The sequence below is a fragment of the Nocardia sp. NPDC051756 genome, from assembly GCF_040681495.1.
Classification (GTDB): Bacteria; Actinomycetota; Actinomycetes; order Mycobacteriales; family Mycobacteriaceae; genus Nocardia.
In genome coordinates this window covers 1-13,815 of record NZ_JBFAYV010000023.1, presented here as the reverse complement: position 1 = coordinate 13,815, position 13,815 = coordinate 1, and the positions used below count along the sequence as shown (strand labels likewise).

The window sequence follows — 13,815 nt, the reverse complement described above, 5'->3', positions numbered from 1 at the left end:
GAATTGACCCGCCATGATCCTGTACCGGTGCCCTAATCCGGACTGCTATCAGGTGTGGCACTACGTCCCAATGTGCCCGAACGATCCCGTCCGGCCGTCTCCAGAAGCGGCGCGGCGAATCATCGAGCTGCAGCGGTCCGGGGCGTTCGACACCGGACCTTGGTATCCCCGCTTCAAGATCCGTCCACCACTGCCGCGAGGGGAGCGCGGAGATCCGCCGGGGCAACTGCGGCCGCTGCTGGTCTTCGCTCTGCTCATGGCTGGCATCGTGCTCGCCCTGTATCTGCTCGTCTGACCGCAGCGGCGGGACAAACCCCGGGACGCATGGAGCCCGGGACAGACCCGAAATGTGAAGCAGCCCCGGAGAGATTTCTCCGGGGCTGCTCGGTGTTCTCGGTGCTATCGGCGGACGTTGTCGCACAACCACGGTGGATATCGGTCACCGCCCTGGCACTGGGCCCACATGCTCGCCAGCTCGTCGACGCGGAAGCGGAAGCCGCGGCGCCGGCCGATCTCGTCGCCGGGGTGCTCGTCGCGGGGGTCGGCGTGTGGGTGATCCACCACCCAGGTGAAGCCGACGTCCTCGCGCAGCCACGCGTACACGTCGAACCACAGCCCGCCGACCTGAACGCTGACTGCGTCGCCGCCGCTGGTGTGCGGCACGCCTCGCACGGTCAGCTCGGCCCGCAACAGCGCCCGGCGCAGCCACCATGCGTGCACGGCCTCGTGACGCACGGTCTGCCAGCAGGCCACGGCAGTACGGCGAATTCGCTGCTGGCCCATCATTTCTCGATGTCCTCGATGCAGGCGACGGCGTCGGTGAAGAACCGCACCGCCCCAGCTGCTGTGGAACGCCGAGACCACTCGCTGGTGCGGGTGTAGCCGCTGGTGGTGAGCGCGAGGTCGAGCGCGCCGAGACAGACATCCGCGTCGGCGGGAGTGCTCAGCGTTTCCAACCAGCCCTGCACCAGCGGGCCGACCGGGTGCCCGTCGGTGATGTCGTAGTAGGTCTCGCAGCTGTAGAGGTCAGCCACCGCGCACTCGTCTTCCAGACGTGCGATCACGTACAGATCGACGCACTCGACGGCGCTCACCGGCCGACCTGCTCACCATGCAGGTTCCGGCGGCCGGGCCCGGCGACGGCCGGATGCTGAGCTGGGGTCCGTTCCGGGTAACGCCGGGCGGTGCAGGCACGCGGGGTGCTCGATGCGCCCGCGGCGACGGCTTCACGTTGGGCGATGATGTCGTCGCGGGTGGCAATCACCTTGTCGGTTTTGACCTTCCACTGTTCGCGACGCTCGGCGGCAGCACGGCCGATCTCACCGGCCTCGCGGGCGCGGCCGTCGATAAGCTGGCCGATTGCGTCCTGCGTGCTGGCGAAGACATTGGCCTCGCGCAGCGCCTGACCGAGGCGGGTGCGCTTGTCGATGTAGGTCTTGCGCTCGGAGTCCAGGCCCCGGACCATCCCGCTGGCCACGGTGTAGATCGAGTCCCCGATCGAGGACACCGCGAACTTGAGCATGTCGGCGGCCTTGGGACTCGGGGTCTCGACAATGGCGCCGGGGGCTTCGAGCAGCTGGGTCATCGCCTCGCGGGTCGCGGTGGCCAGGCGGGCGGCAGGCTCGCTGGCGCGCATGTAGTCGACGTCGGCCTTGGTGCGCTCGTCAGCGAACAGCAGCCCCGGAAGCTGCTCGTGGCCGCGGATGCGCCCGGTGTCGATGTCCTCGACGGTGGACACGATCTGGGCCCGCTCCATCGCGGTCAGCCCCTTGCCGTCGCGGGTGTGGGCGAGCAGCTGCTCGCGCTGGGCAGCCATTCGGGTGATCCGTTCGCCGATGTCGTCGCTCACGCCGAGCAACTCGGGGCTGTCGTCGGTGAGGTCGGTCTCGACGATGTAGTCGGCATCGCCGCGCAGCTCATCGGCGTCGTCGGCATACAAGTCCATGGTCTCGCGGATCTCGTAGCGGTCGACGTAGCCGGGCCACACCGCGAAGTTTGTCCCGTGGCCGGCGGCGATGGCGCGACCCGCGTCGCGGACCTGCATTTGGTCGGCGGCGGTCATGACCGCGATCTCCTCGCCGACCCTCGGCGCGGATTTCGGGTTGCGGGCGAACAACTCCAGCAGCGCGGGCACCCTGCTGCGGGCCTCTTCGCCGGGATCGACGACGACCGGGCTGGCGAGCAGATCGACCTGCGAGGTATCGGCTCGCAGGTAGTCGACCACGAATTCGATACGGGCACGGTCGGATTCGGTCAGCTGCGCGGCGGCCAGGTCGACGCTGAGCCCGTCGCGACGCAGCTGCTCGGTGCGCAGATGCGCGCGCGGGTCGGCCGGGTCGATATCGGTGCCACGCCAGGCCATCACTGCCTGGGTGGCCGCGGCCTTGGCGTTGTCGGGCAGCGGGAGCGCGGTCACGATGTCGATCGCGGCTGACTCACGCGCCCACAAGCACGCGGCCTCGGCGAAGTCCTGGATCGGGGCCGGGTCGAACTGCGGGTCCACCTCGACGCTGAGCTGCTCAGGGTCGATGACCACACCCCACTCCTGGGCGTAAGCCTCGGTGAGCTGGTTGAGCCGTTCAGCGGCCCGCTTCGAGTCGTGGCGCCACACCAGGGCATCGGCCAAGGTGGCGACCGTGGCAGCGCGGTTGTGCCACGGGATGGTTTCCAGCCGGGTGTCGGCACGCTCGATCGCGTCGAGCATCTGACGGCCGAGCGCAGCGACGGCGTCCTCGCCCTGGCGCTGGGCTTGAGTGGTGGCGGCGTCGAGACGCTCACCTCGCGCGCGGGCCTGGTTGGCGGCCACGACGGCATACAGATAGGCGATGCGCTGTCCGTGACCGGTCGGTGTGCCGAGCGTCGGTGCGGGCTCGGTGTTGTTGTCAGACATGCGATTTCCTTCAGTTCTTCCAGGTGGAGGGGGTTTAGCGGCCGTAGCCGCGCTGGTCGCCACGACCGCGATGGTTGATGCGATGCACCCCGGATCCGGGGGAAGTGCTGCGCTGGCTCCCGTTCCGACCGGGCTTCTCGGCCACGGCGGTGGCCGGCGGGTGGGCTCGGGTTGCGTCGGCGGCCATCCGCTGCGCGACCTGGTCCGGTGTCAGGCCCGCGTCGGCCAGGCCCTCAGCCATCTGCTCCCGGCGTTCGGGGCTGTCGTAGGACGGCGGCGCGGGTGCGCGCGACGCGGCGACGGCATCGGTGCGTTCGGTCCACCTGTCCGCGATCCGCAGTGCCTGTTTGCCCGCGATGGCGCACTCACCGGCGGCGTAGTCGAGGTGGTGGCGGACCCGGTTACGGACCGGCTCAGGTACTCCGGCGCCGGTGAGGGCGGTGTCCAGGCGGGCCTCCACGCCGCGCTGTTCGTACTCGCCGAGATTCCAGCGCCCGCCCGCGAGCTGGGTTTGGGCGTGGAAGACGCGGGTGATCTCGTCTTCGTTGCGCCGCACCACCTCCGGCGGGACGGTGCCGGTGAGAAGTTCGGTGAGCTGGCGGCGATGGATCTGGGAGGTGGTCGCTGCGATCCCGTCGGCGCGGTCGGCGTCGAGCGCGGCCGCGGAACGGTCATCGGCGAACAGCAGCTCCGGCACCACCTGGACACCGGCGTCGACGTCGTCGAGCACAGCCTTGATCTGGTCGCGCTCGAGGTCGTGGAGTCCCTTGCCGTTTTTGAGGGCGTGGTCAATGGTGCGGCGGTGTTTGGCGGCGTGTTCGCGCAGCTGGGCGGCGGTGACCGCGTCCAGGTCGTCGGCAGCCACGGCCTGGCGCTCGGCTTGGGGCGCCAGCGCCGCGTAGGTGCGCACTGCACCTGCGAGTTCGTCGCGGTCAACATGCTCAGGCCACAGCGGCTTGGTCACTGCGGCCGGGTTGTCGCGGATCGCGCGCCCCCGATCGCGCGCTTGCTGCTGATCTTCCGGGGTCATGACCGCGACGGCCGCGGCGAGCTGCTCGCGGATCGTGGTGGTGTCCACGCCATGACGCAGTCGGTCCTGGTACTTCACCAGCAGCTGGTCGACACGGGGTTTGACCTCCTCGCCGGGGTCGACGAGCGGTTCGGGCATGCGCCGCAACTCCGCAGTCGGTGCCACCGCGGCGACGGTGCCGAGCTGGTCGAGCGGCAAAGTCACGTCCGGGCCGAGATATCCCGCGATGAACCGGATACGCGTGCGGGTGCGCTCGTCGACTTTGTTGTCGGTCAGCTTCTGGGTCAGCGTCGAGAGCTGTTTGCCGGTCGGGTTGGCCCGCCAGGCTTCGATCTCGGCGAACAGGCCCTGGCGGGTCGACTCGTCCAGGGCGGGATGGCCGGCGACCGCTTCGACCATGCGGTTGGTGGCGGTGCGCAGCCGCCAGCTGGCGGCGCGTTCGGTCTCGGCGGCGGCCAACGCGTCGGCCAGCTGCGGGGGAACCTCGGCATGGACTTCACCGCTGGTCTGGTCCAGGCGCAGCCCCCAGCGGGTGTGCACGTGGCCGGTCAGCTCGTCGAGAGCGTTCTTGGCGACTTGGCTGTCGGCGGCCCAGGTGGCCGAATCCCGCACTGCGGCAGCAATTTGGGAGCGGGTGGCGTTGTCCCATCCGGCTTTGCGCATCTTCTCCAGGCGGGTTTCGATGGCGTGCTGTTCGGCGGCCAGGCGCTCGGCGTCGGCGCGCTGCTGCTCGCGCGATTGTGCGGCGAGCGTTTCCGCGGCCGCCTTGCGCGCGAGCGCGGCCTTCTGGGCGTAGGCGAGCATCTGGCCCATCAGCAGTTGCATGAACCGCGACCAGTGGTTGCCCATGTGGTCGATGTCGGGGGTGGTGTCGGCGGGACCGTCGTGCAGCGACGGCGCGAGCATGTAGTCAGGCATCGAGGGATCTCCTGCGAGAGGTTCGGTTCCGGGGTTGGTGGCCGGCGCGGCGCCGGTGGCGCTCGGCGTGGGTGGTGCCGGTGCTCCGGGGGTGTAGGGGTCCAGGTGCGGGACCGGGCGCAGGTCGCTGATCTCGTGGCCCGCTTGCAGGTGATCGGTGAGGTCTTTGCCGGTGGCGGCCGCGACGATCCGCACCCGCTCGACCAGCCCGGTCAGGCTGTTGGCGACCTTTTCCGCGCGGCGGAATCCGGGGGCGTCGAGGTCGGCGACGATCACCACCAGGCGCGCGCCCTTGAGCCATTGCGCGTGCTCGGGTTTCCAGGCCCCCGCGCCACCGGCGTTGCAGGTCGCGGTCAGTCCTGCGGCTTCAGCGCTGAGGACGTCTTTCTCGCCCTCGCACACCGCGATCAGCCCCCCGGCGTCGATCGCGTCCAAAACGCGGGGCAGCTGGAACGGGATCGGCTCGAAACCCTCTGCCTCCCAGCCGTTGTCGGTCCACCTGCGCTGGGAGAACTTCTTGTCGCGGCCGCGCTCGAAGGTGGCCTCCTTGCGGATCACCTCACCGGCGACAGTGCCGTCAGCGCGGGCATACGGGTAGGAGGTGACCTGCTTCCACGGCGAGAGCTGGCGGCCCAGGTCTTTTCGCGGCTTGGTCAGCGGCAGCCCGGCGGCATCGATCGCCCGGTCGGCACGCGAGATTTCCCGCGGCCGCGACCGCTGTACCGACCGCCGACCATCGCGGCCGCGCTCGGGTGCCCGGTCGAACATGTCGCGAACCTCGAGCCCCAAGGAGGCCAGGACCGCCACGTCATCGCACGGCGGGCCGAAGCACTTCACGACGGTGCGCTGCTGGCGGACGTCGTATTTGATGCCGAGGCTCGGCGTGTGGTGACGGCCGTCGGCCTCGTGGGAGGGGCAGCGGTACTTCGTCCACGAACCGGCCGGACGGCCGGGTCCGACCGCGAGTTCCAGCGCGCCGGTGATCTTGTCCCAGCTGCCTTGCTGCGGTGCCGGTTCCTGTCGCATAGGTGCGTTCATCAGGGGAACTCCCACACCACACGCCGGGTGCTGACCGGGCCAGACGGCACGAACAGTCCGGATGGGCGCTGCTCGTAGTGCCCATCCGGGCACACACCCGGACCGACCGCGCGCACCGGCAGGGCGGCGAGTTCGTCGCTGTGCCCGTCGGCGACCGAGCAATATTTGAAGGGTCCGTCGATCGAGAACAGCCGGTCCATATGCGGGTCGATATGCTGAATCCACAGCTCCGACTGCTCGGTGGTGTCGCCCAGGCGCAGGTGTTCGAACGCGGTCCAGCACGCCTGCAGCCGTGCCGCTGCCTCCCCGTGGAGCACCCAATCCGGGCACCACCGGGCCTTCTGGTCGCTGCCTCGGGTGACGACCTCACGCCGGTAGAGCTGGGCGATATAGCCCTCGACGAAGGCGTCCAGGGTCGGGAAATGCAGGCTGGCGTGGTCCTGCTTCTGGGCTTGGGCTTCCTCGTCGGCCGGGGCGAGCGCGGCCTCGGCCTCGGCGCGCGCCGTCGCTTCCATCCCCGCGATGACCTCGGGGGTCAGCAGGCCGACGACCACGTCCTTGGCGATGTCCTTGGCCTCGGCAGCGACTTGAGCTGCGACGGCCTTGCGGACGGCGGCATCCAGGGCCAGGCCCAGCTCCTGCACCGCGCTGTCGGCGGGATCGGTTCCGCCGTTCGGGTTCTGGGAAACGGTGGTGCTCATGCGGACTCGCCTTCTTGCTGCTCATCGACCGGTGGCGGCACCACACGCAGATGCCGGCCGGAGGTCTGCGTGGATGTGTTCGCCGGGTCGTGCGCGATGTTGGATTTGCGCACCGCGTCGGCGTAGGAGCGCTCCTGCCAGGGGATGGTGCGCACCAGGGTCGGGCGCTGCCCGGACACGAACACCAGCGCGCGACCGCGCGGCAGGCTCGCCAGATCCGAGATTTCGAACGTCGGTTCCTTGATGCGGTTCGTCGAGCGCGATACCGCGCCCTTGGGGTCGCGCGAGATCGAGGTGACGTGCTCGTAGTGCGGGCCGACCAGGTCCGACATCAGGCGCAGGAAATCCGCGTCACCGAGCCCGGAGCCCAGCACCTTGACGTTCGCGGCACCGAACAGCGCTTTCATGCCGTCGACACCCCAGCACCGCACGCCTTGGGCGTAGGACTGCAACACCGTCATCACGACGATGCCGCGCGACCCGAAATGGGAGTACTGGGCGGGCAGGCTGGCCCACTTGACGATGTTGGCGGCCTCGTCGAGCAGCACGGTCAGCGGCACCCGCAACCGCCCGCCCTGGCGGGTGGCGAGCTTGGAGGCTTCCGCGGCGACCGCAGCGGTCAGCGCCGTCACCAGCGGGCCCGCCGAGGTCTTGCCCTCCAGCGACAGCGGGTAGAGGGTCTCGGTGCTGGACACGAACGCGGCGGCGTCGAAGGCCTCGCGCGGCTGCTCGCCCTGCACCGGCGGGCTGACCCACTGCGCGATGGAGGCGAGTTTCAGGCAGCTCGCCATCTTCTTCGCGGTCGAGAAGATGCCCGCACGCTGGCGATCAGGGGCGTTGTACTGATCGGCCAGCGCCGCGGCGACCATGTCGAAACCGGCCGCGTCCAGCAGCTTGATCGGCTCGTGCAGCGAGGGTTTGGTCACCCACTTGAACACCTGCGTGATCGGGCGCTTCGCGACAGCGGCGGCCAGGATCAGCCCAGAGAGAAGATCCTCGCCCTCAGGGTCGAAAAAGCTGTCCTTCTTGTCGGCGTCGCCACCGGCGGCGAAATGGCCGGCCAGCTCGATCGCGCGTTCCTGTGCGCCGTGGCCGTCCTCGCTGCCGTAGACCCAGGCGACTGGATCCCAGAACCAGGTCGGTGCTTCCTCGGCGACGCCCTGGGGGTCGAACACCCACACCTTGCCGAGTTCTGCGCGGGGATCGCGGGTCGCATCCACCACGTCGCGCTTGTTCGAGGTGGTCACGACCGGGCCGACCGCTTCCATCACCGCCGGGATCACCCGGCTCGACGACTTGCCCTGGCGCGGACCCCAGATATCGAGGTGCAGATCCTCGTAGGAGCCGTAGAGCATCTGGCCACCGAGCACCGCCCGCCCGATCGAGACGCCTGGCTCCTGGTCCTTGCCGAGTTCGACGCGCAAGTCCGCGGCCTTGGCGGCCACCGCGCGGCGTCCGACGCCGGCCAGTTCCTTGCCGTGGGCGAGGTAGCGGGCCTGGCTGTCGACCTTCTCGCGGCGGCCACGCCGTTTCCCGGCCAGCTGACTGCACTTCGCGCACGCCGCCTTCCACACCCACACCGAACCCGCAGCAGTCGCGGCCGTACCGACCACCAGGGTCAGTGCGCCCGCGGTCGCCGCGCCGGTCCATGCGACATCGCCGGTAGCCATGCGGATCGCCAGATCCAGTGGTTGCCAGGTGATCCCGTCCTGCTCGGGAGCGCCATAGACCGCCTCGCCGAGGCGCAGCGACAGGCCCGCGCTCTCGGCCAAGCCGAACGCGGCGCCGACGGCGATCAGCTCTTTCCATTCCTTGAGATCCCCTCCGGGGGACTTCAGGCTGCGGTCCATTTCGCCGCACCGCCCTTCGGCTCGTCGGGTAGGAGGACCACGCGGGTCTTGCCGTCGTGGCCGTGCACGGTGCGGATGTCGTTGAGGCAGGCGGCCTCGACCGTGGTGCGGATCGGCCCGCGCCAGCGCATCGAGACCGTCCCGTCGGGCCACACGCAGCCATCCGCGACCACACCGACACCGGAGAACCCGGAAACGTCGGTGTCGCGATGCAGCTGGAAAACCCTTACCTGGCAAGCAAATTCGGTACTCGCCATCACGCGGCCTCCCTCGCGCGCTGCTTTTCGACGGCGGCCGCGACCTCAAGCAGCTGCTCGATCACCCGCTCTCGCGTCTCCTGCTTGCGGCAGGCGGTCTCGGAGGGCACGAGCACCGCGGCGACGACGCCACCGGCCATCAACCGATCACGCACCATCGGGACCGCGTCCGAGGCGCACTGACCCAGGAACGGGCAACTGCGGCACATGTCCTGGGCCGCGCGAACCGCAGCGGCGCGACCCGCTACCGGGAAGAAGGCCTCCGGGTCTGTCTTGCACGGACGACTGGTGACCCTCGGCGCGCTCATCGGCTCACCCGCCCTGCCGGGCCCGGAATGGCCGAGGCCGGGCAGAACGGAGCGCACCCGGGCCCGGACGGAACAGTCGATCCCGGCCCGAAATCAGCGGTGGAGACCACTACACACACGACGATCGCAATAGCCACGACCGCGAGGAACGCGCCGATCATCGCCGCGACCACACCCAGACCGGATCCGCCGGCCTCGGTCGACGGGACGATCGGGACGACCACATCGACGACCCGGTCGCGCGCCATCACCGGCCGTCCTCGGCGTCGCCGGCCACTCCGGTGGCGTTGTCCTCGTCGTGAACCGAGACGTAGTCGCGCCCCGAGAGCAGTGCGTCTGCGTCGATAACGGTCTTGCGCAGCACCACTTCCTGGCCATCGCGGCAGCCGACGACTACCAACGTCACGAGGTAGTGCTCGTGGCCCTTCCAGTCTCGCCACGGCGTATCGGAGATGGACTCCACCCTCAGCAGGCGCGGAACCTCGCGCTTCTTGTCCTTGAACTCGTCACCGGCGGCGATCACGCGGCCATCGGGCAGACGCAGCAGCTCGCTCATCGCGTCACCCCCGCGTAGCCGCGGACCTCGGCAGCGGTCATGCCCAGCGATGCGGCCCACCGATCGACCTCGCATCGATCCGGCGCCACGGCGATCCGCAGAGCCGCGCGCGCCTGGTCCACGCTGAGCTGGCGGCCGGGCAGGAAGTCGACGACCCACCGGTCCGCGCCGACATAGTCGGCGTGGTGCGTTGTCGCCTCAGACACCATGTGCCCGTCGATGACCTGCACCGCGGGAATGGTGGGAGCTGCTGCGCGACGCCATGTTTCGCGTGTCCAGATGTCGGGGATATTCATCAGCACTCACCACTTGCGGTCGCGATGGGCTGAACGAGGCTCAGGACCTCGCTGCGTCGGACGCGGTAGCGACGACCGTTCACGAGCCATCCGCGCAGCTCACCCGTCTTGATCCAGTTCGTGATGGTCTTGGCGTCTACGTGGACGAGTGACGCCGCTACGCCGGTCGGGATCAGGTCTTCAGGGACCAGCTCCTCGGCGGGGGCGGCGGATGCGAGATCGACAGTCATGGGGGCCTTCCTTGCGGGAATTTCGGAACTTTCTTCCGTGATGCCTATGCAGGTCCATGGTGCATCAACCTGCATAGGCAGGTCAACACTTGGATAGGCCACTTATGCAGGTTGGCGGCAAGTCGTAGGCTGATAGGCATGAACGCGATCGATCCCGACGACGTCCGCCCACCTCGGCGGCAACTCGCTGACCTGCTGCGGGCTGCGATCCTCACCGGCAAGCTGAAGCCTGGGGAGAAGCTGCCGTCAGGCCCCGAGCTCGCCGAGCGGTACGGCGTGTCCAAAGTGACTGCGCAGCAAGCGGTCAGCGAGGTGCGCGCCGAAGGGCTGGTGTTCTCTCGCCCTGGAAGCGGCGTGTTCGTGAAGGAACGCACCAGCAGGCCTGTGGGACTTCGGCCTCACCTCGAACGGGCGTTCACAGCACCCAAAGTGACCGTGGACTTCGCGGGCTTCGCCGCAGAAACCCTGCACGGCGCGATCTCCGAGCCGCTGGACAAGATCCGGGACGGCCGATTCCGGCCGGAATCGATCGACGTCCGCATACTCGTTCCCGACCCAGGAACACCGTGGGCGCTGCCCGCTCGCGCATCGGATCTCGCGGACAGCCCCGCATTCCGGAAGCGGATGGAGCGGATCATGGAACGCCATGCGTTCGGTGTCCACGACGAAGTGCTCGAACTGAAGCGAATCGGGCTGATCAACTCCGCGTCGGTGCAGATTCGCGTCTATCCCGCGACACCGCTGTTCAAGCTCTACATCATCAACCAGATCGATGCCTTCTTCGGCTTCTACCCGATCGAGGAACACCAACTGCCGCTGGACGGCGAAGACACCGTGATGCTCGATCTCGTGGGCAAGAACGCGACGCTGTTCCACCTGGAGAATCAGGGCGAGCAAGAGTCATTCCCGACGCAGTTCATCGACCAATGCCAGCTCTGGTACGAGAGCGTCTGGAAAATCGGCCGCGAGATCCAGCCCTAGAAACGAGAGTTATATGTCGGTGCCTATCGCCGCGCTCGGCGTGGTGATCGTGACCTACAACAACGCGATCGATCTACCTCGATGCCTGGACGCGGTCCAGCGCAACGCCCGCGGAGCCGTCGTCGTCGTGCGGGACTGCGAGTCCTCGGACCAGAGTGTCGCTGTGGCCGAACAACATCCGGCCGTCACCCAGGTCATCAGCGGCGCGAACGTGGGGTTCGGCGCGGCCTGCAACGAGGCCACACGCGCTCTCGGGGGTGACGTCCAGATGATCCTGTACCTCAACCCGGACACCGCGATCGACTGCGATGTGGCCGGCCTGCTCGAGTACGTGACGCGATTCGGCGAATTCGGTTGCGTCGGTATCCAACAGCAGTCGTTCAGCAGCGATCTCGTGTGGTCCTGGGACGAGTTCCCCACCCCCGCACTCGAGTGGAAGAAAGCGCGGCAAGCGGTGTTGCTGCAGCGTTCGCCAGCGGGCTACACCGACGACCGGCGTGTCGACTGGAACATGGGCGCACTCCTGCTCGTGCCGCGCGCCGCATTCGACGACGCAGCCGGTTTCGACGAGCGCTTCTTCATGTTCTACGAAGAGATCGACCTCCAGCAGCGTCTGGCCCAGCTCGGGCGGCCTAGCTACTACGTGAACAAATTCCACTACCAGCACGATCGCAGCGACAAGGCCACGCTGTGGCGTGAGGTGCTCCGCCTCAACTCGCGACGAAAGTACGACCGGAAATGGTTGTCCCGCTTCGACACTGTGCAATGCCAGGTGGCCCAGTCCTACCGCTGGATACAGGACGCCATCAGGCCGCAGCGGGCCCGCGACCGCCGACTGGTCCTACCCCGACTGCTCGCGACTTGGGGCCTCATCCGCGCTGTTGTCCCGCCCGAAGCCATCCAGGCCGGCGGGCTCGACTCATGGCGCTCCGTGTGCCCGTTCTGGCACAAGCGATCCCCCCGGCCAGACGGCCCATAATCGCCCCTACGTCGACGTTGATTCGCGGATTGCCCACGCGCCCAACGGAACTCCTGTCGTACTTCTCGCCAGGAGAGGTAAGAGCCGTGCTCTACCCTTCGTTCGCCACGTCACTGCATTCGCACGCGTCACAGGAAGGAATGCAGAGTGCCACAGCTGATTCCACACTGTGTGTGTGGAAGTCGAACTCGAATGCACAACAGCGCTGTGAAGATCAGCACGGCGCGCCTCCCACACCATCACCCGAGATCCAACTAGTACTTACTTTTATGGCGAGACCCGCGAAACTGCCCAAGACGAAGCCTGTCGGCACGAACTTGTCGCATGAAGTCGTGGTTGCTCTTGACGACGCAGTCAAAGAGCTCGGCATCAGCAAGCGTGCCCTGCTAGAGATCGTGCTCCGGCGCGAACTCGGACTGCCGGCGTACCCCGGTGCCCCCGACCCGCATCACCAGGAGGCGCTACCCATCTCGGCATAGGTCAGAAAGTCCTCGGTCACCGTCCTTACCAAACGGTGGCTAGTCCCCCCGTAAACGAGGAAGGCCCCCGGTTACCAGGCCGGGGGCACTTCTAAGTCCCTTAAGGACCAGCGCTCTGACAAGCGGCCTCAAGGGTAGCAAGGGCTCGAACTCACGACCAAGCATCCACACCGATCCGCATGGTCACAGTTCACTGAATGTGTCAGCCCAGCTACCCACACACGAAGAATTACCAGCTCAGGCCACTGATGCCCCCGAGCTGGTTTTCGCGCGGCTAGCCCCGCTGATCGCCGCGTCGAGCTCGATGTGGCTGATCGATCCGGTCACGAACGAGCGGGTAGGCCGGGCCCGGCGGCTGTCGACGAAACTGCCGGACCTGCCCGCGGCTGTGACGTTCTGGGTCCGCCAGACCCGCACCACCGACAAGCTGGTCTTCGACCTCGACCCCAAAACCTTCGGCCCCGACGCTGTCCTGCGCGATTTCGTGTGGCTGCGCGCCCTGCTCGTCGAGGCCGGCGCCGAGGTAGTCAGCGACCACAACCCCGCCACCGGCGGCCGCCACCTGATCGTGCCCCTGGCCGCCGGGGAGACCCTGCACAAGTCCAGCCTGGAATCGCTGATGTTGCTGCTCGCGTCGCGGTTGCCAACCCTGGACCGCGCCCCGATGAACAACGACGTGATCGGTTCGATCGTCCCGCCGGGTTCTCGCACGCGCCAAGGCGGGCACCGCATCCTCGACGGCACCCTCGCCGACGCGGTCGCGCGCCTGTCGCAGCCTCGCGTCGAATTCGGGCTCGTCGCACGGTTGCGCCTGCTGCTCGGTGACTCCCTCACCACCGTGGATGCATCCGCCGCGGGCCGCTCGCGCTCCAGCACGCCGCAACCCGGTTCAGAGCAGCGCTACACGCGCGGGGAACGCCCCGTCGACGTCTGGGAGGGCGAGAACGATCAGCAGCGGCTGCGGCCGTCCTGGCGGGGCAAAAGCGACTTCCCCACCGCGTCCGAGGCGTTCGCAATCTCGGGTGCGATGGTGGCGGGCCGCTACGACTCGGCATCGGAGTGGCGCCAGAACGTGCTGATCGCGGCCGCGCTCCGCGGCATGACCCTTGCCGAGGTCCGCACCCGCATGGGCTCGGACTGGCTTGGCATGGCCGCCACCTATGCCCGCTACAAGGACGACTACGAGATCGACCGCGCCCTGCGCCGGGACTGGAGTCATGCCTGCGACTGGGTCCAATCACACCTTGGAGACTTTTTCCGGTGCGCTACACACAGTGAACGTGAACAGCGCACACCCCCCCT

Annotated in this window: 16 protein-coding genes and 1 pseudogene; 5 read left to right on the top strand and 12 right to left on the bottom strand. The window is 68.1% G+C overall.

Features of this window, described 5'->3' with window-relative positions; translation table 11 throughout:
- Positions 1-13 precede the first annotated feature (13 nt).
- A complete protein-coding gene (locus AB0M22_RS44975) occupies positions 14-295 on the top strand; it encodes a hypothetical protein (protein ID WP_364739989.1) in 282 nt (93 codons plus the stop codon).
- 104 nt (positions 296-399) lie between these two features.
- Here AB0M22_RS44975 and AB0M22_RS44970 read toward each other — a convergent pair whose 3' ends face one another.
- Genes AB0M22_RS44970 through AB0M22_RS44915 form a run of 12 tightly spaced genes read right to left on the bottom strand, consistent with a single transcriptional unit; the run spans position 400 to position 10,074 of the window.
- Complete coding sequence (locus AB0M22_RS44970; RefSeq protein ID WP_364739986.1) at positions 400-786, bottom strand: hypothetical protein; 387 nt, start codon at positions 784-786, stop codon at positions 400-402.
- Positions 783-1,094: a hypothetical protein gene (locus AB0M22_RS44965; RefSeq protein ID WP_364739984.1), complete on the bottom strand. Its 312-nt coding sequence runs from the start codon at positions 1,092-1,094 to the stop codon at positions 783-785. The genes AB0M22_RS44970 and AB0M22_RS44965 overlap by 4 nt, the downstream gene beginning before the upstream one ends.
- Entirely contained in the window at positions 1,091-2,890 is a 1,800-nt protein-coding gene (locus AB0M22_RS44960; protein WP_364739981.1) for a hypothetical protein, read from the bottom strand. Before AB0M22_RS44960 ends, AB0M22_RS44965 begins: the two co-directional genes overlap by 4 nt.
- 34 nt (positions 2,891-2,924) lie before the next feature.
- Complete coding sequence (locus AB0M22_RS44955; protein ID WP_364739978.1) at positions 2,925-5,876, bottom strand: toprim domain-containing protein; 2,952 nt, start codon at positions 5,874-5,876, stop codon at positions 2,925-2,927.
- A complete protein-coding gene (locus AB0M22_RS44950) occupies positions 5,876-6,577 on the bottom strand; it encodes a DUF4913 domain-containing protein (RefSeq protein WP_364739976.1) in 702 nt (233 codons plus the stop codon). The genes AB0M22_RS44955 and AB0M22_RS44950 overlap by 1 nt, the downstream gene beginning before the upstream one ends.
- A complete protein-coding gene (locus AB0M22_RS44945) occupies positions 6,574-8,427 on the bottom strand; it encodes a TraM recognition domain-containing protein (protein ID WP_364739973.1) in 1,854 nt (617 codons plus the stop codon). Before AB0M22_RS44945 ends, AB0M22_RS44950 begins: the two co-directional genes overlap by 4 nt.
- Complete coding sequence (locus AB0M22_RS44940) at positions 8,412-8,684, bottom strand: hypothetical protein (RefSeq protein WP_364739970.1); 273 nt, start codon at positions 8,682-8,684, stop codon at positions 8,412-8,414. The genes AB0M22_RS44945 and AB0M22_RS44940 overlap by 16 nt, the downstream gene beginning before the upstream one ends.
- The gene (locus AB0M22_RS44935; RefSeq protein WP_364739968.1) at positions 8,684-8,992 is read right to left on the bottom strand and encodes a WhiB family transcriptional regulator; all 309 of its coding nucleotides are present in this window, start codon (positions 8,990-8,992) and stop codon (positions 8,684-8,686) included. Before AB0M22_RS44935 ends, AB0M22_RS44940 begins: the two co-directional genes overlap by 1 nt.
- Complete coding sequence (locus AB0M22_RS44930) at positions 8,989-9,240, bottom strand: hypothetical protein (protein ID WP_364739965.1); 252 nt, start codon at positions 9,238-9,240, stop codon at positions 8,989-8,991. The genes AB0M22_RS44935 and AB0M22_RS44930 overlap by 4 nt, the downstream gene beginning before the upstream one ends.
- Positions 9,240-9,548 carry a hypothetical protein gene (locus AB0M22_RS44925; RefSeq protein WP_364739962.1) on the bottom strand — a complete coding sequence of 103 codons (309 nt, stop codon included), beginning with the start codon at positions 9,546-9,548 and terminating at the stop codon, positions 9,240-9,242. Before AB0M22_RS44925 ends, AB0M22_RS44930 begins: the two co-directional genes overlap by 1 nt.
- The gene (locus AB0M22_RS44920) at positions 9,545-9,844 is read right to left on the bottom strand and encodes a hypothetical protein (protein WP_364739959.1); all 300 of its coding nucleotides are present in this window, start codon (positions 9,842-9,844) and stop codon (positions 9,545-9,547) included. The genes AB0M22_RS44925 and AB0M22_RS44920 overlap by 4 nt, the downstream gene beginning before the upstream one ends.
- Positions 9,844-10,074, bottom strand: a complete 231-nt coding sequence (locus AB0M22_RS44915; protein WP_364739956.1) for a helix-turn-helix domain-containing protein — start codon at positions 10,072-10,074, stop codon at positions 9,844-9,846. The genes AB0M22_RS44920 and AB0M22_RS44915 overlap by 1 nt, the downstream gene beginning before the upstream one ends.
- A 138-nt stretch (positions 10,075-10,212) precedes the next feature.
- Between AB0M22_RS44915 and AB0M22_RS44910 the strand changes: the two genes are divergently transcribed.
- The 4 genes and pseudogenes from AB0M22_RS44910 to AB0M22_RS44895 form a co-directional block, all read left to right on the top strand.
- Positions 10,213-11,055 (top strand): winged helix-turn-helix domain-containing protein, encoded by an 843-nt coding sequence (locus AB0M22_RS44910; protein WP_364739954.1) that lies wholly within the window; start codon positions 10,213-10,215, stop codon positions 11,053-11,055.
- Positions 11,056-11,068: 13 nt separating this feature from the next.
- Positions 11,069-12,034, top strand: a complete 966-nt coding sequence (locus AB0M22_RS44905) for a glycosyltransferase family 2 protein (RefSeq protein WP_364739951.1) — start codon at positions 11,069-11,071, stop codon at positions 12,032-12,034.
- Positions 12,035-12,366: 332 nt separating this feature from the next.
- On the top strand, positions 12,367-12,513 hold the full coding sequence (locus tag AB0M22_RS44900; RefSeq protein ID WP_364739948.1) for a hypothetical protein: 147 nt from the start codon (positions 12,367-12,369) through the stop codon (positions 12,511-12,513).
- A 304-nt stretch (positions 12,514-12,817) separates the two neighbouring features.
- Positions 12,818-13,815 (top strand): annotated as a pseudogene (locus AB0M22_RS44895) (hypothetical protein); the annotation flags it as partial.